Raw genomic sequence first — 20,037 nt, 5'->3', positions numbered from 1 at the left:
AATATGCGCGCCCCGGCTGGACCGCCGTTGGCGACATCTCATCTGCTCTGTGCCTCCTCTTCCACGCCGACCTGGACTCTGTTGGCTCATTCAGCATCCACAAGCCCTGTGAGTGTTTGCGTCATTGCCGGTTGCAATACAAGCTTCGGCCGCAACCGCTAAGGCTTCTCCAGGAGAGAATACACCAAAATTCTAAATTTTTACAAATCCTTTAATTAACTATGCTTGAATTCTGGTATTCCAGAAGGAACCAGACATTTTTCCTAGCTTATCGAAGAAGGGCCCGAAACGTGATCGTCACTGTCCGAAAAGGGCTTGACTGTACCGTAAACTGGTTTTTGATGAAATCTAGCAGATGCATCAAGCCAATCAAGCCAATAAGGAGTCGGTTGTTCTGATCAAGAGCTGGCTTCATGAAACGGGTTCCGTCACCTCAATCACTGACCTGGCGGAGCTTTTAGGCTTTTCTGCCGCAAAATGTACAGCGTCATGCATATGACCGGTGTTCCGCTGACCATAGCGGAATTCGCCATGGTCTGCGCGCACTTCGGCAAGGATCCGACGGAGCAGTGCATGAACATCTTCTCCAAATGCGGCTATGACCTGAAGCCGCCACATGAGCACCTGCTGAAGGAGGCCGATGGGGGCAGGCGCTTGAGCGAACGCATACAGGATGCCCTGAACATCTACCGGCAGGAAACGAATCGTCAACGAGAAGAGTCCTTCTGCGGCAGGGCGGATAAGCGAGATGAACATCAGGGTTGACCCCCCCCCCCCGACGGACCACGCACGCCATGTGAGCAGGATATTATGTTTCTGGCCTATGCTTGCCTACTGATAATGCCGTCTTTATTGCAGCCGGGGCAGAAGCTGTACCGGGAAGACCACAATGGTGGCGAATCGTCCACAACTGGCCAATCTGATCCGCACCTTCCGTACGTTGATGTCTTTCATCTCTCGGGCGTGAATATAAAAACCGCAGCCATGTGTAATCCTATATAGAAGCAAGCGTCCCAGAGCCGCCTAATAGTTGCTGAGTGAATTAAGGGGAAGCTGCCGATCCGAGACTCCGATTCCAAGCGGGCTGATTCACAGTGTCCGCAGGTCGGCTGTGTGGTGATCGAACGATAATCACTGCTGGGGCTGGCTAGGCTCAGGCAGTGTGAAGCGGCAGATTGCCATGGGGGTGAAGGCCTTGATGATTTCGGCTGTGTTTATATATATATTGTGATTTCGACTTGGTAAACATCCACGCAGCGTTTTTGGCCTGGCCGCTTCTGATCCCTCCCAACAGGCCTCCGAAGCGTTGACTACTCCGTGGCATGAGCAGGAGAGCGGCATGACTGGGTTGGCCAGTGATTCCGAGCATGAGCAATCAATCAATGACGGCATGTTCCCGGATGCGGGGCGGGGCCCCGGGCGGAAGCACGGAGTGAATGACTTCGTCCTCATGGACCCATCCAGGGCGGATGTGGTTCAGGTTGCCCTTGCCTTGGGCGTGCAGGGCATGGCCAGGCACCATGCCATCGTCAAGAAGCTCGGCTCGGTTGAGACTCTGGGGTAGGCATCGGTGATCTGTTTTGATAAGACGGGGACGCTGACCCGCAACGAGATGACCATTGAGCTGGTGGTCGGTTCCCTCGGGGCAGGTCAGGCTCACTGGCACCGGGTACGCTCCGGAGGGAACCATGCAGCCGGTCGAGGCCAGCGGGTCGAATGATCAACAGCTGGCGGATGCTATTGGCTCATCCCCGGCTGAGGCAGTGGAAGAGACCCTGATGGCCGGGATTATCGCCAAGGACGGAGGCCTTCATTGGCAGGTGGGCGTGACCGTGCCGCTGCTGGCCGCCCAGCTGTTCAACGCGCTGGCCTCACTGGTCTTGGTCGCCTCGGAGATGCGCAAACTAGCCATGTGGGCAGTCAAACAACTGCGAGCATAATCGCTTTTCTCGATGTGATAATTGGAATTGACATTGTCGCATCGGGGTTTGTTCTCTCCCTCTTCTCTCTCTATGGCCTCATCTGTCGCTCGAGCCTGTACCTGCACCTGTCCCCGCTTATCCGCATACTGGCAGGTATGGGGAACGATGAGCAACAGCATGCGATGGATGTTTTGTCATATTGGTGCGCGGTTGAACTGTTCTCGCCACAAAATTGGAGGGATAACCAGCTTATTGCTTTATCCTCCACCGACAACGACGGCCACAAAGTAAGCGTTTCGGAACAGGAACGGCTTCCTTGGGATCAGATTCATGCCGATCTTCTCATCGGGCCGGTTGACAATGAGCGTCGTTCATATACAAACCTCTATAACGATCTGCAGAGCAGGAAAATATACCGGCTGCAGACAGACATGAACGCTCGGCTGATCAAACCCTTCTCATTCGCAGAGGATACCGAGAACTGGCTGCGGGCGCAGGCGGTCAAATCAGGGCTCGACGAACAGACTATAACCGGTCTGCTTGGGGAGATGAACAAGTTATGGCTAGAGGTGGCCAAGCGGCCCGACCCTCTGCCGGCGGGTACCGAGCTGACGGATTCCATGGTTTCGCGCCTGCTGCAGGTGGTGGGAGAGCTGTCAGCAAAGGCCAATCGGTCTGGCTCAGCCTGTGCTGTTTACCGCAAGGACTATGACCGTCGATTTGCGCGTCGCCCCGTCCACCAGGCAGTGAAACCTGGCGAGAACTCGGAGCAGCAAGAATTAGAAGGGCAAAGTAGGTGGCTTAAACATGAACGTTTTCGAATAGCAGCCGGGCTCTCCCAGCGTGTAGTCACGAATGCGCTAATGAAGGCCGCCAAGCTTGTTCGAGAACTCTCGCCAGCCGAGGAGACTGCTCAGGACGAGGTGTTGCAGGAGCTTGCCCATCGGCAGAGCAAACGCACTGGCGCTTCTTCTGCCGTGGCTTCCCTTATGGAGTTCTGCGTAGGGGATGATGGCTGTTTGGTTCCAAGATCGTTGATGCTCTCTCAATATGCCAAGGCGGTTTCCTGCCTGTTCAATCATGAGGGCTGGCCCGATTGTCCGGCTGGGTGGCCGCATATCGAAGTATTTGACGAGACGGAAAGCAAACTCAAATCCGAATTCAATCATCTAGCTGGGGAAGGCTCTGAAGACCAGACAGGTCCGGTCGGCAGATACAAGATCGAAAGCCTTATTGTGCACGTAGCGGAAGGGATGGGGCTGGATGACCGCGCGGTGAGCAGCTCTCCTCTTTTCGCTCGTGCTGACGGCTCGCCTCTGATCAGGGATTATGTCAATTGCCATCTGGAAGCCGCTTCAGAATCATTGAATGGCGAAATGATGGATTCGTTCTTCCTGGAAGATCTTGAGGACCTTTATCAAAATGGGCCTGACATTTTTTCTGAGCCGATCAGACAATATCTATCGATTGGTCATCCTCAACGGTTCAATCTGCAGAAGGACTCCGAAGGGCATCTGGTCGGCGACTTGACGGAACCTGCCAGCATGCCGTTCGGGCGATGGCCGAGTGCTTCCAATCAATTTCAGTCAACAGGCCAGCAGCTGGCGATCAATCAAATACGGGCGGCCTTGGAAGGCTACGGCAGCTCATCGCTTCTAGGTGTCAATGGCCCTCCTGGAACTGGCAAGACCACCCTGCTCAAGGATGTGGTGGCCGAGATTATTGTGGCCAGGGCTCGGCGATTGGCAGGATTCTCCCGTCCTCAGGATATTTTCATATCCCGGAGGCTGGCCAAAGCAACCTCGGACGAGGACAAGGACTATGTCTACTGGACGCTTGATCCGTCGGTGACCGGCTTTGAGATTGTCGTTGCTTCCAGTAACAACAAGGCTGTTGAAAACGTCAGCCAGGACCTGCCCAGCGCCGATGCTATAGACGCCGAGTGGGAATCCTATATTGGCAGTGAATTCAAGCAGGTTCCCTGTGGATTCGCTTTTCGAGACTTTGCCGGACAAATTGCCGATCATAAGAATCAGGATAAGCAGAGCAGACCATCGAATACCTCCTCCGCTTGGGCCCTTATGTCGGCGGTCTTGGGGAACATGAGCAATAAAAACCGATTCCTCTGGCCCTTCAAAAACGAATTTATCTATAAGTCATTGAAATACATGCCAGGTGAAAGAGGCGGCAGGAGCAATTGGATAAACGCTAGGAATGATTTTAATGCTGCGCTGAAGAAAGAAGAGAGCATTCGCGCCAGGAAAATTGCCCAATACAATCTTGTGCGTTCTTATTCAGGCCTGTGCAATCAGCGATCCGATCTGTCAGCCGAGCTGAAAAACCTCAATGAACAACTTCATGGCATGCAGGCAAGCCGCTCAAGATATGTCAGACAGGTTCAATCAATGGAACGGCAGATGTCGGATGCTGGCCAGGCTGCCAATAATGTCCGAGCGGTTTGGGAGCAGGCTGATAGCATTTGTCAGGTTCACTTGTCTTACTGGAAGGCGCATCCTCTAAGGTCATTTTTCCGCAGCTACGAAAGGCAGCAGGATGAGCTTAAGGTACGTACTGATCTGGAGCAGGCACGTCGTGCAAAACAGCATTTTGATGAGCAGGCCAGCACGGTCCATCAGCGGTTGCAGTCCTTCTATGGAGGGTTGGAAGTCGGTGATCAGAAGTTAGGGGAATGCCAAACACAGATTGCGACTTTGACCAGGCAACTTGCTGCCATTGAGCAGCAGATTGCCGAGGCCGAACAGACCCAGTGGCCCAGGCCCGACATTGGCGATGACCACGTTGCGTGGATGGATCAGGAATGGAGCAAGGCGCGGACGGAGGTCTACATCAAGGCGCTGGCTCTTCACCAGCAGGCTGTTATGGGCGCTTCCCACCAGTTTATGTGCAATCTGTCCCTGGCCTGCGCTGTGATGCAGTCGAATGGTTTTACGGATGACGAGAGACTGGTGGCTTGGCAAACCTTCTTCCTGGTGATTCCGGTCGTCTCCTCGTCCTTTGCATCAATATCCAGAATGTTTTTGGGGATAGGCAAGGAGGCGCTTGGCTGGGCGATTGTGGATGAGGCCGGACAAGCCCTGCCCCAGGCCGCTGCTGGTCTGCTGCAACGTGTGAAGCATGCGGTTGCGGTCGGGGACCCTATGCAGCTCCAGCCCGTGGATACCATGCCCAAGCCGATGCGTGAACTCCTGGCGAGCACCCATCACCTCCAGCGCCTGGGACTGGAGTCCGAAAACATGCAGGCCTTGGTCGATTACCAGACTCCTTGCGGCTTGTTGGACGAAACTGATGACCACTGGCTGGGGATGCCTCTGGTGGTGCATCGGCGCTGCGATGAGCCCATGTTTTCCATATGCAACGACATGGCCTACTCCGGCAGGATGGTTCGCGTAGGGCCGGAGCATCAGCCCTGTGCCTATCCGTCCGGGCCTCATGCGGGAAATGAGTTGCCGGACTCCTGTTGGTACGACGTGCCGCCGAACTCCGGCGAAACTGGGAGAACGCAATGGAGGCCGCAGGAGAGCTATGAACTTCACAGGCGTCTGTGCGGACTCTTCCAAGGCGGGATCGACCCCACCAATATTCTGGTCATCGCTCCGTTCAGGGCTGTGGCTAACCGGGTGCGTGACACCTTTGCGGATGCCTTGCAGCAATGCACCGGTTGCAACAGCAGTGAGGCGAACCGGCTGGCATCAAGCCAGGCCGGAACCGTGCATACCTCCCAGGGGCGGGAGGCCGATGTGGTCTTCATTGTCCTTGGCAGCAGGGCCGGCAGGCGTGGAGAAGGTTCCCGTTCATGGGTTAACGGGTCGCCCAATCTGCTCAACGTCGCTGTGTCGCGAGCCAAGCGACGTGTCTACGTGGTCGGCAATCTCGCTGATTGGAAGAATGGAACCTATACGTCCAGGATCGCCAAGGACCTGCCGGTGGAGGCGAGTATGAGAGCCTGATCGGAGCAGGAAAGGTACGGCCAGAATTCCTTACTGATGGCGTGCTGGCAACTGCTGGCGCGGACCGATGAGGCTTGTGCTGGTTCCCACCGGTGCTTTCGCGAGATATTCGAAGCGCATGGCCCGCAGGCACGTCCGTTAAAGCCGGTCCAGGGGGTGCTTGACCTGATAGCAGAGAATTTCGAAGCATCGGTCGGTATTTTGAAGGCGCGTCAACGGATGCATATGCTGCAAGGTTATGCAGCTGTATATGAGTGCCATGTAAGGCAATGCAGAAGATCTGCTATTGGCATGGCATGCGGAGGGCGGTGCCGCCTATATACTGCGACTCGGTTCCCATGATCAGGTGCCGAGCCGGCTCGGTAGATGCTGAGCCTCAGCAAACGGATCAAGGCTATATACCAGGTGCCTGGCCCACCCCTGCACAGGTTGATGGTCTGGATGAATGCTGTATCAGGGTTGTAGTACTTGGGTATTGCGGCAGATACCTGAGTTTTCGCGGGAGGAATTTTTTACGAAGCACAGTAGCCGGTATTAAATAATAGACAACCAAAGTGCCCCCCGTGGGACTCGAACCCACAACCCACGACTTAAAAGGACGCTGCTCTAACCATTGAGCCAGAGGGGCAACATAGCACAGTATACCTCATACTCGGCCGACGGCACATCGCGGCGGCCTGTCCATCGGATGGCCCTATCGGGCCGGGCCCCCACCGTCCCCGCCCTTCCGATTGCCGGATTCGCCGTAGCCTGAAGTCCGGTCCGCTTCTTTGCTAGGGTGATGCAGGAGTACACCGCGTTGAATGACCATCACGGGACTTCGGGGGAAGGTTGAAGCCTCTGCCGACGGAGCGCAAGACAAGGAAGACAAGCACCATGCTTACACATCACCCATCCACATTCACCCCTCTTGAGGGGAGTTGGACCATGGCAGCCCTCAATCCCCAGGTGGCGCCGGAGGATCTCCGCAACCGCCTGGCCAATGGGGTCGAGGCCCGAGTGCCGGGGGAGGCGACTATTGACCTCCTCCGCGCCGGCCTGATCGGTGACCCTTATGACGGGGACAACGAACAGGCCCAGCAGTGGATCGGCGATGTTGACTGGCGGTTCACCTGCCAGTTCGACTGGCATGACGACGGATCGCAGCGTCACGACCTGGTGGCCTACGGACTGGATACGGTTGCCGCACTGGAACTCAACGGCCGACCGGTTGGCAGCACCCAGAACGCCTACCGCTCCTACCGGTGGGATGTGCGCAATCTCCTCAAAGAAGGCGGGAACACCCTGGTCGTCTCCTTCACCTCCCCCGTCCGCGAGGGGGAGAGAAGACAGACGATTCTGGGTTACTACCCTCATGACAACCATCCCTTCAACCAGCTCCGGAAGGCGGCCTCGTCGTTCGGATGGGACTGGGGTATCGACGTGGCCAACGCCGGAATCTGGCAGCCCATCGGCATTGATTCTTGGTCCGGTGTCAGAATTGCCCAGGTCCGCCCGTTGGTGGGCGTCGACGACCAAGGTGGGGGTCTGCTCACCGTGGATGTGGATCTGGAACGCGCTGGTGGCCGTGGAAGGTCCGGTACCGATGAGAAGGCACGGCCTGGCACCCAGTCCGGGGGGATACCCGTGCGGGTCCATCTAGGCGGCAACAGTGCCGACGCCCAGGCCTGCTCCTGCCTCAATGCCGGAGCGGACACGGTCCGTCTGGTTCTCAGGGTACCGGATGTGCAGCTTTGGTGGCCCCGGGGCTACGGTGATCACCCCCTCTACACGGTCGATGTCATGGCAGGCCAGGAGGGGGCAAACGCCGGATCGGATGAATCCCGTCCCCAGGCCGTGTGGACAGGCCGGGTGGGTTTCCGCACGGTCAGCGTGGACACAGCGGCCGACGAGGACGGCCGCCCCTTCCGCATATCCGTCAACGGGGTACCGGTGCATGCCCACGGTTACAACTGGATTCCCGACGATGCCTTCATTACCCGGATGAACAAGGATCGCTACCAACGACGGATGGAGGACTTGGTCGAGTCCAATTCCAACATGGTCAGGATCTGGGGAGGTGGATACTACGAGTCCGACGACCTCTATGACCTGGCGGACGAGGAGGGGGTGATGGTCTGGCAGGACTTCATGTTCGCTTGCGCCGCTTACCCGGAGGACCCGGGCAACTGGTCGGAGGTTGAGGCGGAGGCCCGGGAGCAGATCGGTCGGCTCTCCCCGCACCCCAGCCTGGTCGTATGGAATGGATCCAACGAGAATTACACGGCCTATGCCGACTGGGGCGGGTTCAAGAACGCTCTGGTCGATCCCGCCGCCGTCCCCAACATGTACGGTTACGGTGAACGCCCTTGGGGCGATGGATATTATTCTGATCTTTTTCCCCGCCTCTTCGCACAACTGGACCCGACCAGGATCTATCTGCCGAGTTCTCCGATGAGTTTCACCAAGTACACCTCGCCCAACAAGGACAACGACGGGACCGTGCACATCTGGGATGTGTGGAACAGCAAGGACTACAAGGCCTACAGGGATTACAGGCCCCGATTCGCCGACGAGTTCGGATACCAGGCGCCTCCTGCCTGGAGCACCCTGACCCGGGTGGTGCATGACAGCCCCTTGGACCCCTTTGGCACCCAGATGCTGGTCCACCAGAAGGCCATCGACGGCAACATCAAGCTCTCCCGAGGCATGCGTTCCCACCTGACTCCGGGCGACTTCTATGACATCAGTTACGGCGGCGTGGTAAACGGCCGTCGTTCGGATGGGCCGCACTCCTGGCTGATTCCCAGTGACCGCTGGGAGGATATTGAGGACTGGCACTGGGCTTGTCAGTTGCAACAGGCACAGGCCGTCCGATTCGGGGTGGAGTACATGCGCTCGCTGGAGCCGGTGAATGCCGGCACGCTGGTCTGGCAGCTCAATGACGACTGGCCGGTGATCTCCTGGGCGGCGGTGGACTATGACGGGCACCGCAAGCCCCTCTGGTTCGCCTCCCGCGACTTCTTCGCTCCCCGCCTAGCCTCTATTCAGCCCGGGGTTTCAGAGGCCTATCGGGCTGAGCACAGTTGGGCTGGCATGCCTGTCACCCCTGACCAGCTGGTTCTGGTCATGGTCAACGACACCCGTCAGGCCTGGGAGGGCCAGTGGCGGGTGGAGCGCCGCCGCTTGGATGGGACTGTCTTGGCCGATCAGATCGCTCGGGTCTCGATACCGGCAGGGAGACAGGCCCAGGTGGTTCTGGAGGCATCCGTGGCTGCCTTCGGTGACCCTGCCCAGGAGATCCTCGTGGCCGGTCCCGACCGGCCGGGTTTTGCCAGGGTCATCTACAATCCGGCTGAGGTTGTGGACCAAGCCCTCCGGCCCGACCCCCTCGAAGCCTCTATTGCGGTCGAGGACCGCGGATACCGGCTGACCCTGACTGCTCGGGCCTATGCCCGCGATGCCTTCTGCATGGTGGATAAGGTGGATCCTGCCGCCTCAATCGACGGCGGCATGGCCACCCTCTTGCCTGGAGAGTCGGTCGTCTGGCACATCACCTCGGCCCCTGCGGGCGATCCTGAGACCTTTTTGTCCCCTAGGGTGCTGCGGACAGCCAACGATTTGCACCGTCAGACCTTGTGAGCCTCCTTCTGGGGCGAGGCGAAGGGTGTCTCTTCCCGTTCCTGCTCTTGGGCCGAGGTGGTCGGCGTCTGTCTGCACAGCACTTTCCATCTTCCTTCTGGCTGCCGAACTGGCAGCCCTCATTCATGCCTCATGCGTGTCTCTGCCAGGTTGATGTATATCAATTCCTTTCGTGGAAATTGTGCGGTAAGTTAATCAATTGGGTCCCGGTCGCCCGATGGAGTATGAGCAGACTACAGATAAAGAAGTGCAAAGAGTCGCCAAGAGACCGAAGACCCAGACAACCCATGGACAAACGAATTCCAAGGAAGGATTCCGATGAATCTGGATTATCTGGCCAATATCAAGCCGTCTCGCCGGCAGCTTGATTGGCAGCGCATGGAGATGTATGCCTTCATGCACTTTGGCATGAACACGATGACCGACCGCGAATGGGGCCTAGGCCACGAGGATCCCGCCCTCTTCAATCCGTCGGACCTGGACTGCGACCAGTGGATGCAGACCTTCAAAGCGGCCGGTATGACGGGGGTGATCCTCACCTGCAAGCACCACGACGGCTTCTGCCTTTGGCCCAGCGCCTACACCGAGCACAGCGTGGCCAGATCTCCTTGGAGGGGAGGGAAGGGCGACGTGGTCTGTGAGGTCTCCCGGGCCGCTCGCCGTCACGGTCTCAAGTTTGGCGTCTACCTGTCCCCCTGGGACAGGACTGAGGCCGCTTACGGGCAGGGCAAGGCCTATGACGACTACTATGTCAACCAGCTGATAGAACTCCTTACCCACTACGGACCCATCTTCAGTGTCTGGATGGACGGAGCCAACGGCGAGGGGCCCAACGGCAAGACCCAGGCCTATGACTGGCAACGTTATTTCAATGTGATCAGAGCCCTGCAGCCGGAAGCGGTCATCAGTATCTGTGGGCCAGATGTCCGCTGGTGCGGCAACGAGGCCGGCAAGGCACGCGAGAACGAGTGGAGCGTGGTTCCGGCATCCCTCCGCCATGCAGAGTGGAAGATGGGCAAGGGGGAGCTGGACCATCTCTCCAACCCCGATTGGGCCGTGCGCTCTGAAGATGAGGACCTGGGCAGCCGCAGGGTCCTTGAACAGTACGGCGGCCCCCTTGCCTGGTACCCGGCCGAGGTCGATACCTCCATCCGGCCCGGCTGGTTCCACCATGCCAGCGAGGACGACAAGGTGCGCACGATTGACGAACTTTTCGACATCTGGTCCGCCACTGTCGGCGGGAACGCCAATCTCCTGCTCAACGTGCCGCCGAACGCCCAAGGGAAGATCAGCCAGCCCGATGTGGAGTCTCTGACCGGTTTGGGCCGCAGGATTCGGGAATTCTGGGAGGGAGCCGTCACCGAGGACGTTAAGGTATCCGTCTCTTCCAAGGCATGCGGAAGCGACCCCCGGAACCTCCTGTCCATCGGTGCGGGCTCTGGCTGCTGGCTGGCCGGTGCGGATGATGATCATCCCACCATTACCATTGATTTCGACCGCCCTCGACAGGTGGATGGGCTCGTCCTTCGTGAACACATCGAGGTCGGCCAGCGGGTGGAGCAGGTCGTCATCAGTGCCCAACTTGACGGGGAACTCCATCAGGTGGCAGAGGTGGGGGCTGTTGGGTATCAGCGCTTCGCACAGGTCGGTCCACTGACCACCAGCCACCTGGAGATCAGTGTGACCAGGTCACGTGGCCCCGTGGCCTTGGACGCCTGCCTGATCCACGAGGAGGGCAGGCGATGAGCTGGCCGGCGTCGGCGGTGGGGAGGATTTACACCTCCTTGGGCCAGGCGGAATGTTGCTGGATCGCCGACTGTCTGGGACGGGTCCGTGGGTATGGTCTGGACCGTGTATTGATTACCTGTTCCTCCACCAATAAGGGCAGCCGCAGGATCGTCACGGCAACCGGGTCCCATCCGGGGGCGTATGCGAAGACGCCTTATGTCCGACTAATCAATCAATTTAATTGATAAAATAGGCCGGGCATGGATCCCGCCTGTTCCAGGGCGCGTGGGTGTTCAGCCGCAAAGTCAGGCCCTCAAGGATGTGACGGCCAAAGAAGAATGGACGGTGGCCGCAGGCGGCAGGTCTGGGGGTCTTTGGGTTTGTCTTCGATTTCATCAAGGCCCCGTGCAACGGGAGGCTCTCTGGAAAATGCCACTCGGATAGCCCGCACCGCCGTCAGGTCGGGCGCGGCCAAGGACTCTGCCTACCTGGCGGCCGCCCCTTCGCCCGACAGATAACCGACTCGCTCAGGTTCACTCGCTTCGGCCCTAGCGTGATGGTCTGTCTAAGGTCTCCTTCGAAACCCAGAAGGCCACAGAGAAGGCGATCGCGGGGGCCTTCACCGTCAGGGAAGCCGCTAATTCATGCGATTGGGCGGTAAGGGTGCTGGCGGAGAGGGCCAGGTTGAGACTCAGCCTTGACTGGGTGAGGGAGACTTGCAATCTCCAAATAAATCATTTAAATTGATTAAATCGGTCCTATTGAAGGATGAGAAGTCGAAGATGCCATATTCCAAGGTAGGGCCGCACAAATGCAAAGGAGCAAGATGGGCAAGAAAATGAAGAAGTCGGTGGGTCTGACGGCCCTGGTGGTAGCTGTGTCGCTCTGTCTGTCCGCCTGTGGGGGGTCGTCCTCTTCCGCGGGGGGGGGGGGGGATTCCATAAAAGTCATCTATCAGAAGACTGATCAGTTCACCCAGTTTGATACACAGGTAAAAAAGGCGAAGAAAATATTCGAAAAGGAGCACCCGGGCAAGAAAGTCGACCTGCAGCCTATTTCGGCGCAGGAATCCGATTACAAGACCAAACTTTCCTTGGCACAGCGGTCGCCCGCGACCGCACCGGATGTTCTCTACCAGGATTCCGACAGTCTGCAGGCTGATGCTGACGCCGGCTACCTCTACAACATCAAGCCCTTCGCGGACAAGTGGGCGGACTGGAACAAGAACTACATCGAGACCGCCAAGAAGATCGGCACAGGCCGTGACGGTGTTTACGGGGTCCCCGCCGACACGGACACCAGGGTCATTTGGTACAACAAGCACGTCTTCGAAAAGGCGGGTATCCCTATCCCCTGGCAGCCGCACACCTGGCAGGATCTGCTGGACGCGGCAGCTACGATCAAGGCCAAGGTGCCGGGCGTGGTCCCCATGAACATGTTCGCCGGGACGGCCATCGGCGAGGGGACCTCCATGCAGAGCTTCTACCAATTGCTGTACGGGACCAAGCAAGGGAACAAGGCCCTGATGGACGTCAAGACTGGGAAGTGGACTATCGGCTCCCAGGGGTTCAAGGATTCGCTGAACTTCCTCAAGACCATATACGACAAGGGCTATGCCCCCACCCCAGCCCAGGCGCAGGATGTGAATATCGGCGGGACCATCAGTATGGATTGGCTTCCCAATGACAAGATTGGCTTCACCTTGGATGGCAGCTGGCTGCCCTCCACATGGATTAAGGGCGGGTCCAAGGAGTGGCCGGATTACGAGAAGACTCTGGGGGCTGCCCTCTTCCCTAGCAAGAACGGTGCGGAACCGCAGTACGTCACCTCTTCCGGCGGGTGGACCCTGGCTGTTGGCGGCAAGTCCAAGAACCCAGAGCTGGCTTTCGAGTTCATCAAGCTCCTGGGCAACAGGGAGTTTTCATTGGAGAAGGATATCAAGGAAGCCAAAATCGCAGTTAGGTCCGACGTGGCCAAGGACCCCAAGTATCTGGCCACCAACGCCTTCACCGAGATCACCACCAAGGCCCTGGCTTACACACATGTCCGCCCCAGCGTGAGCGAATACCCCAAGGTCTCGGCTGAAATCCAGAAGGCCACGGAGCAGGTGGTGACCGGTGCAATGTCAGTCGACGAGGCCGCCAAGGCTTACGACCAAGGGGTGACAGGTATCGTCGGCCAGGACAAGGTTGCCATCAGGGAATAGGGTCCGGTGATCGGTCGGGCGCGGCCGACCCCTTGGCCCCATCCAAATGATCTGGACCCCGTGCTCGACCTCCCGTCCTGGAAAGGATATGCCATAATGCATACTGCCAAACGGTATTGGACGGTCCTGCCTGCCATAGTCCTCATGGCCGTCTTCATGCTCGGCCCCATCATCTGGGCCTTCTACGGGTCACTGACCAACGTCTCCCTGAGCGGTCCCGCCGCCACAGCGCCCGCCTTCGTCGGCATGAAGAATTATTCACACCTCTTCACTGATCCAAGTTTCCCCAGATCCGTATGGCTGACTGTGATTTTTGTCGTAGTCAGCGCCATAATCGCTCAAAACTTCCTTGGCTTGGCACTGGCGGTCCTCCTGCAGAGGGCCAACAAAATCGCCGGCAAGTTCGTCTCCACAGCCGTCGTGGCCGCCTGGGTCATGCCGGAGATGGTTGCCGGGTTCGCCTGCTACGCCTTCTTTTCCAAAGAGGGCACCCTCAATCAGATCCTCTCCTTTTTCGGGGTGCATGGGTCGGAATGGCTCTACCTCTTTCCCATGTTCTCGGTCATATTGGCCAACATCTGGAGGGGTACGGCCTTCTCCATGATGAACTACCAGGCCGCCATCGGCGAGGTGGACCGGTCCCTGACCGAGGCCGCAGTGGTCGACGGGGCCAACGCCTGGCAGGTCTTCATCCATGTCACTGTTCCCGTTATCAAGCAGACCATAGTCACCAACCTCATGCTGATCACCCTGCAGACCATGTCTGCCTTCACTCTGATATTCGTCATGACTTCCGGTGGGCCCGGAGACAAGAGCACCACCCTGCCCGTCTTCGCCTACAAGATGGCCTTCAAATTCGGAGACATCGGCTACGGATGCGCCATCGCCGTGGTCATGCTCTTCATCGGTGCGATTTTCGGCATGGTCTATGTCAACGCTCTCAAGGACGAGAAAGGGGTAACCAATGAGTGAGGTAATCAGAGGACCGGTTACAGGCCGGCGACCGGCCCGGACGATCGGGCACAGGGGGAGGCTCAACACCCCCACCTCGCCCACCAGGCACGGCCTGGCCGCCTGTCTGTCCTACATAGCCATGGGGGTTGTCTTCGTGGCCTTCATGCTCCCCCTCCTCTGGCTCTTCTTCGCCGCCTTCGACGGGGAAGCCACCTTCCAGACCAAGATTCCCCGGCATTGGACTCTGGAGAACTTTGCGGCCATCATGACCAAGGACCAAACCTTCCTTCCCCTGTGGAACAGCTTCCTGATCTCGGCCGTCGTCACAGTGATCGTCCTGACCTGCGCCGTCTTGTGCGCTTACCCCCTCTCCCGATACCGGTCCAAGTTCAACAAGCCCTTTCTCTACACCATCCTCTTCGGCACCTGTCTGCCGATCACGTGTCTGATGGTCCCGGTCTACTCCCTCTTCGTCATGCTCCACCTCTTGGACTCAATGACGGGGACCATGCTCTTCCTGGCGGCCTCCTCCCTTCCCATGGCCATTTGGATGACCAAAAACTTCATGGACTCGGTCCCGGTCGAGTTGGAGGAGGCCGCCTGGGTGGACGGGGCCAGCATGCTTAAGTCCCTGCGATTGGTGGTGGTTCCGCTGATGAAGCCGGGACTGGCTGCCGTCAGCATCTTCATATTGATGGGGACTTGGGGGAACTTCTTCGTCCCTTACATGCTCCTCCTGTCACCTGGCAAGCAGCCGGCCTCAGTGACCATATATTCCTTCTTCGGCCAGCATGGGATGATCATCTATGGCCAATTGGCTGCCTTTTCCCTGATCTATTCCCTGCCAGTGGTGATCATGTATGTCATCGCCAACCGCTTCCTGGGGACATACTCCTTGGCCGGAGGTGTGAAGGGGTGAAAGGGCGGTTGCGGAGTCGGCGGTGGCAATTGACAAAGAAGTAAACTAAACTAATTTTTTGCATAGGCCGCAAAAGACAATGTAGATGCGGGGTTTTCCGTGACCCGCCAACAAGGAGGTTGAACATTGGGATTTATGCGTGAGGAAAAGGTCTTGTGGAGGCTGGACAGGCTTCTGGACCAGCACCTGCAGAACGCCCTGTACCGCCACACCTGCCCCGTTTCAATCGAATCCTGGGATGTCGCCGGCGAACCAGTCGACTTCCAGACGGCCAAGCAGGCCGAATACCGGCCTATGTCGGTCGGGAACCCGTGGGGGACGGCCTGGGACACTTGGTGGCTCCACGTGACCGGCCAGGTGCCGGCTGAGTGGGCACACGAGGCGGGCACCCGCCCCGAGCTGGTCGTCGATTTGGGCAGGATCGGGCTGGGTCCCGGCTTCCAGGCCGAAGGCCTGGTCCGCCGCCCGGACGGGACCGTGATCAAGGCCGTGGAGCCTTTCAACCAGTGGGTACCGGTGTCCGAGCCTGGTCAGCCTTGCGAGTTCTACATCGAGGCTGCGTCTAACCCACAGATCTCCAACGGTGGGTCCTTCCATCCAACCGAGCTGGGCAACGAAGGGGTGGGCAGGGAGCAGGGCATCTACCGTCTGCAGCGGCTTGAGCTGGGGCTGCTAGACCTCCAGGTCTGGAACCTGATCCAAGAACTCAAGGTCCTTGAGGGTCTTCTGCACGAAGTGGACCCCACCCGCACCCGCTACGCCAACATCCTGGATGCCATCGAGGCTGCACTCAACAGCATCGACCCCAACGATGTGGCAGGCAGTGCAGGCCGTGCGCGCCAGTGCCTGACGGAAGTGCTCAGCGCGCCCGCCACTAAGGGTCACACCGTCTATGCCGTAGGTCACGCGCACATCGATTCCGCCTGGCTTTGGCCCCTGAGAGAGACTCCCCGCAAGGTGGCCAGGACCTTCAGCAATGCGGTCGAGTTGGCCGACGAGTACCCAGACTTCATCTTTGCCGCCTCTTCGGCCCAGCAGTATCAGTGGCTTAAGGACAGCGAGCCCGATACCTACGAGGGGGTCAGGCGCAAGATTCGCTCCGGTCAATTCGTCCCCGTCGGGGGTATGTGGGTTGAGAGCGATGCCAACCTGCCAGGTGGCGAGTCCCTGGTCCGTCAGTTCCTCCAAGGTGGCCGCTTCTTCCAGGAGGAGTTCGGCATCACCTCGCATGTCGCCTGGCTGCCGGACAGTTTCGGCTATTCGGGTGCTTTCCCGCAGATCGCCCGCCTGGCAGGCATGGACTACTTCCTGACCCAAAAGATCTCCTGGAATGACACGGACACCTTCCCCTTCCACTCCTTCATGTGGCAAGGGATCGATGGGACGGAGATATTCACCCATTTCCCGCCGGCAGACAAGTACAACTCCGATGCTTCCCCGGCCGACGTGGCCCGCTCCGAGAAGAACTTTACCGAGAAGGGGAAGGGGGCTTCCAGTCTGCTCCTCTACGGCTGGGGTGATGGCGGTGGCGGGCCCACCCGTGAGATGGTGGTGGCGACCGAGCTCCAGGAGAACCTGGAGGGCGGCCCCCGGGTTCTGATGACCTCGCCGGAGACCTTCTTCCGCCAGGCCAGGGAGGAGATGAAAGATCCCCCCCGTTGGGTGGGTGAGCTCTACCTGGAGCTCCACCGCGGCACGGCCACCTCCCAAGCGGCGACCAAGAGCGGGAACAAACGTAGCGAGTCCCTCCTGCGACAGGCCGAATGGTGGGCCAGCCAGGCGGCCATCCTCTGCGGTGTCCCTTATCCCTATGAGGAGCTGCAGGAGATCTGGCGCAAGGTCCTTCTCTATCAGTTCCACGACATCCTTCCCGGATCGGCCATCGCCTGGGTCTATGCCGAGGTGCAGCGCTCCGACAGGAAGATTTGGGCCCAGCTGGAGGGGATCATCGACAGGTCCCTCCAGGCGCTCGTCGGCAGCGGCCCGGTCCAGCTGGAGGCCAACGCAGGGCCCCTGAGCCAGGAAGGTGTCCGTGCCGGTGCCGTGTCCGCACCCGCCAGTACCGCCGCCGGCCAGGCACGCAGGGATGGCGACGATACGGTCCTCGAAAACGACCGAGTCTCCTTCTGCATCGATCCCAAGGGCCATGTGGTCTCGGCCGTTGACAGGGCTTCCGGCCGTGAGGTGATTGACCCGGCAGTCCCAGCCAACGTCCTCCGCCTGTTCATCGACGCCCCCGCCCATTGGGATGCCTGGGATATCGACAAGACTTACCAGGACATGGAACTGCCTGGTGCCCAGGTCGAGACGACTACTTTGACCGACCAGGGGACCGTGATCGTCTCCGGGGCCATCGGCCAGTCAACCTTCAGCCAGGAGCTCAGCCTGGATGATGACACGGATGCCCTGGTGATCCGTACACACGTGGACTGGAAGGAAAGCGACAGGCTGCTCAAGCTCTCCTTCCCGACCAACCTCTACACCAAGGAGTCAGCCAACGAAATCCAGTTCGGTCATCTGACCAGGCCGATCACCGAGAATACCTCTTGGGAACAGGCCAGATTCGAGGCCGCAGCCCAGCGGTGGGTTCACATTCAGGAGGGCGACTTCGGCGTCAGCTTGGCCAACTGCACTAACTATGGCCATGACATCCACCAGTTTGCCCTGCCGGATGGCAGACCGGGCACGCGCATCCAGATCTCCCTCCTGCGGGCCCCTCACTTCCCCGATCCTCGGGCCGATCTTGGGGAGCACGACTTCACAGTGGCCCTGGGTGTGGGCACCGATATCAGGCGGGCCATCCGGATGGGCTACAGGCTCAACGTCCCGGTCCGCCGGGTGATGGGCGCCCACCAGGTAGATCCCTTGGTCGAAGTGGACGGGCAGGATGTGCTGATCGAGAGCGTAAAGTTGGCCGAGGACCGGTCGGGCGACTTGGTCGTCCGTCTTTATGAATCCGCCGGTGCCCGTTCCCGTGCTCGGCTGGCCGCCTGCTTTGATTGGTCCGGCGTCGATGAAGTGGGCCTCATGGAGGTTCCTTGCGATGCCGTCCAGCCGGCCATACGGTCCAAGGGCGAGGACGGGATTGACCTTGAGCTCCATCCCTTCCAGATCGTGACCCTGCGGTTCCGCAGGTCCTGAATCAAGTGAAAGGTGCCGCCAGGCAATCTGCCTGACGGCACCTTTCGCAACCCGCCTGTCAGATTGCCGGCCGGTCCCTCCCGGACATCCCCAGGGTCGGCCCGGGTGTCAGATCGTGGTCCAGTATGGCGCTGGCAGCCCCGATGGCGGCGATGTCACCCCCCAAGGTGGTCGACAGGACCTTGAAGTTATGGACCTGCCTGAGGACGGACCGCCGCCTGAGTACCTGGGCCACTCTATCCAGGTAGATGTCTTCCAGGAGGTGCCAGTAGGGACCCCCGAAGACCACTGTGTCCATATCCCAAAGGTCGGTCAGGATGGTCACAGCCCTGCCGATTCGCCCTGCCGACTCCAGGAGGAGGTCTCGGCAGATCCCATCACCACCGTGGGCCCGTTGACAGAGCGATCTGAAGGCCTCATCCAAGAAGGGGAGGTCAGCAGAATCGTTGAAGGCCTGCGGGTCCTGCACACGGGTAGGAGCGGGGAAGAGGCCCTCCTTCTCAGCCTGTTTGACCAGGGAGCGCGGGTCGCAGGTGACAGCCACGCACCCCCTTTGCCCACACCAGCAGGCAGGGCCCGAGGTGTCGACGACGATATGTCCCATCTCTCCCTCGTTGCCTGTCCTGCCCTGGTAGACCCGGCCCTGCCTGACCGTTCCGAAAGCGATGCCTAGGCCCATATACATGAAGAGGAAGTCCTGGCCGGTTTCCTGCCCCCTGCCCGCCCAGGTCTGGCCATGGCAGGCGGCGGTCACGTCTTTCTCCATGTAGACAGGCAGACCCGTGCTCGATTCCAAGTCGTGGGCCAGACGGACATTGCGCCAGCCGGAGAGGTTGGGTGGGTCGAGCACGGTTCCCTGCCTTGCATCTACTGGGCCGGGGATGGCTATGCCGATTCCCCCCACCCTCTTTCCGGAGATCCCGTTGCGTCCGAGCAGGAGAGAGACCGTTGAGGCTAGTGTAGCTATGGCTTGGGCGGAGTCGTCAGGCAGGTCGGGCAGGTCCCTGTCTATGATATTGCCGCCCAGATTAATCAGGATGACGGTGGTCCTGGCCGGTTCCAGATGGATTCCCACAGCGTAGCGGCCACTGGGATTCAACCTGATCGCCGTGCGGGGCTTCCCCCTGCCCACCGTCACAGTCCCCTCCTCCTGGACCAGGCCGTCGTCGATCAACTTGCGGACCATGTTGGTCACCGTTTGGCCGGTCAGACCGGTCAGGTGGGACACCTCCACCCGACTGATTTGTCCGGCTTTGCGGATGGTGTCGAGAACCACGCTGCGGTTGTAATCGCCGACGGCGGTGAGGTTGGTCCCTTGTAGGAAGGGTGACTCTGACTGATTGGAAAGGGACATTCTTGCCTCATTGGATAGATGGTTTTCGCATCCCTGGCCCGGTCCGCTCGCGGGTCCGGCGGGGGAGCTGGTTCGACCCAGCGCGGATAGATGGCCCTTTCGGCACCGGGGAGGGTTTGCGTATGCCATTGATTTTATGGGTAGGGGCTGATGACCCCGGTCCGGCCGGTTCAACCGGCGAAGTCTTCCATGGTTTCAGAGGAACTCGCAAACCATGATCGGTC

Annotated in this window: 10 protein-coding genes, 1 tRNA gene and 1 pseudogene; 10 read left to right on the top strand and 2 right to left on the bottom strand. The window is 59.2% G+C overall.

The window, feature by feature from the left end:
• The first annotated feature begins 489 nt into the window (after window positions 1–489).
• The 4 genes and pseudogenes from GYM67_RS08675 (at window position 490) to GYM67_RS08660 (ending at window position 5,890) form a co-directional block, all read left to right on the top strand.
• Window positions 490–765, top strand: a complete 276-nt coding sequence (locus GYM67_RS08675) for a hypothetical protein (protein WP_220236473.1) — start codon at window positions 490–492, stop codon at window positions 763–765.
• Between the two features lie 715 nt (window positions 766–1,480).
• Window positions 1,481–1,691, top strand: a pseudogene (locus tag GYM67_RS08670) (hypothetical protein); the annotation flags it as partial.
• Window positions 1,689–1,940, top strand: coding sequence for a hypothetical protein (locus GYM67_RS08665; protein WP_220237492.1), 252 nt, complete (start codon window positions 1,689–1,691; stop codon window positions 1,938–1,940). The pseudogene GYM67_RS08670 and the gene GYM67_RS08665, both read left to right, overlap by 3 nt.
• Before the next feature lie 137 nt (window positions 1,941–2,077).
• Entirely contained in the window at window positions 2,078–5,890 is a 3,813-nt protein-coding gene (locus tag GYM67_RS08660) for an AAA domain-containing protein (RefSeq protein ID WP_220236472.1), read from the top strand.
• Window positions 5,891–6,445: 555 nt separating this feature from the next.
• On the opposite strand, the gene GYM67_RS08655 is transcribed toward GYM67_RS08660, so the two are convergent.
• Window positions 6,446–6,518: transfer RNA gene (locus GYM67_RS08655), tRNA-Lys, on the bottom strand.
• A gap of 299 nt (window positions 6,519–6,817) precedes the next feature.
• On the opposite strand from GYM67_RS08655, the gene GYM67_RS08650 reads away from it, so the two are divergent.
• The 6 genes from GYM67_RS08650 (at window position 6,818) to GYM67_RS08625 (ending at window position 18,459) form a co-directional block, all read left to right on the top strand.
• Window positions 6,818–9,511, top strand: coding sequence for a glycoside hydrolase family 2 protein (locus tag GYM67_RS08650; protein WP_258561493.1), 2,694 nt, complete (start codon window positions 6,818–6,820; stop codon window positions 9,509–9,511).
• Between the two features lie 318 nt (window positions 9,512–9,829).
• On the top strand, window positions 9,830–11,257 hold the full coding sequence (locus GYM67_RS08645; protein ID WP_220236470.1) for an alpha-L-fucosidase: 1,428 nt from the start codon (window positions 9,830–9,832) through the stop codon (window positions 11,255–11,257).
• A gap of 808 nt (window positions 11,258–12,065) precedes the next feature.
• The gene (locus tag GYM67_RS08640) at window positions 12,066–13,445 is read left to right on the top strand and encodes an extracellular solute-binding protein (RefSeq protein ID WP_258561492.1); all 1,380 of its coding nucleotides are present in this window, start codon (window positions 12,066–12,068) and stop codon (window positions 13,443–13,445) included.
• 96 nt (window positions 13,446–13,541) lie between these two features.
• Window positions 13,542–14,417 carry a carbohydrate ABC transporter permease gene (locus GYM67_RS08635; protein WP_220236469.1) on the top strand — a complete coding sequence of 292 codons (876 nt, stop codon included), beginning with the start codon at window positions 13,542–13,544 and terminating at the stop codon, window positions 14,415–14,417.
• Window positions 14,410–15,318 carry a carbohydrate ABC transporter permease gene (locus tag GYM67_RS08630; RefSeq protein WP_220236468.1) on the top strand — a complete coding sequence of 303 codons (909 nt, stop codon included), beginning with the start codon at window positions 14,410–14,412 and terminating at the stop codon, window positions 15,316–15,318. Before GYM67_RS08635 ends, GYM67_RS08630 begins: the two co-directional genes overlap by 8 nt.
• Before the next feature lie 135 nt (window positions 15,319–15,453).
• Window positions 15,454–18,459: an alpha-mannosidase gene (locus GYM67_RS08625; RefSeq protein ID WP_220236467.1), complete on the top strand. Its 3,006-nt coding sequence runs from the start codon at window positions 15,454–15,456 to the stop codon at window positions 18,457–18,459.
• A gap of 58 nt (window positions 18,460–18,517) precedes the next feature.
• On the opposite strand, the gene GYM67_RS08620 is transcribed toward GYM67_RS08625, so the two are convergent.
• Complete coding sequence (locus GYM67_RS08620; protein WP_220236466.1) at window positions 18,518–19,813, bottom strand: ROK family transcriptional regulator; 1,296 nt, start codon at window positions 19,811–19,813, stop codon at window positions 18,518–18,520.
• Window positions 19,814–20,037: the final 224 nt, after the last annotated feature.

This window comes from Bifidobacterium asteroides (genome assembly GCF_019469425.1).
Classification (GTDB): Bacteria; Actinomycetota; Actinomycetes; order Actinomycetales; family Bifidobacteriaceae; genus Bombiscardovia; species Bombiscardovia asteroides_I.
The sequence above is the reverse complement of the archived record's forward strand: the minus strand, read 5'-3'. Positions and strand labels throughout refer to the sequence as shown.

Coding starts and splice junctions, on each gene's coding strand:
- GYM67_RS08675 (WP_220236473.1), top strand. CDS start 490: ATGCATATGACCGGTGTTCCGCTGACCATAGCGGAATTCGCCATGGTC.
- GYM67_RS08665 (WP_220237492.1), top strand. CDS start 1,689: ATGCAGCCGGTCGAGGCCAGCGGGTCGAATGATCAACAGCTGGCGGAT.
- GYM67_RS08660 (WP_220236472.1), top strand. CDS start 2,078: ATGGGGAACGATGAGCAACAGCATGCGATGGATGTTTTGTCATATTGG.
- GYM67_RS08650 (WP_258561493.1), top strand. CDS start 6,818: ATGGCAGCCCTCAATCCCCAGGTGGCGCCGGAGGATCTCCGCAACCGC.
- GYM67_RS08645 (WP_220236470.1), top strand. CDS start 9,830: ATGAATCTGGATTATCTGGCCAATATCAAGCCGTCTCGCCGGCAGCTT.
- GYM67_RS08640 (WP_258561492.1), top strand. CDS start 12,066: ATGGGCAAGAAAATGAAGAAGTCGGTGGGTCTGACGGCCCTGGTGGTA.
- GYM67_RS08635 (WP_220236469.1), top strand. CDS start 13,542: ATGCATACTGCCAAACGGTATTGGACGGTCCTGCCTGCCATAGTCCTC.
- GYM67_RS08630 (WP_220236468.1), top strand. CDS start 14,410: ATGAGTGAGGTAATCAGAGGACCGGTTACAGGCCGGCGACCGGCCCGG.
- GYM67_RS08625 (WP_220236467.1), top strand. CDS start 15,454: ATGCGTGAGGAAAAGGTCTTGTGGAGGCTGGACAGGCTTCTGGACCAG.
- GYM67_RS08620 (WP_220236466.1), bottom strand. CDS start 19,813: ATGTCCCTTTCCAATCAGTCAGAGTCACCCTTCCTACAAGGGACCAAC.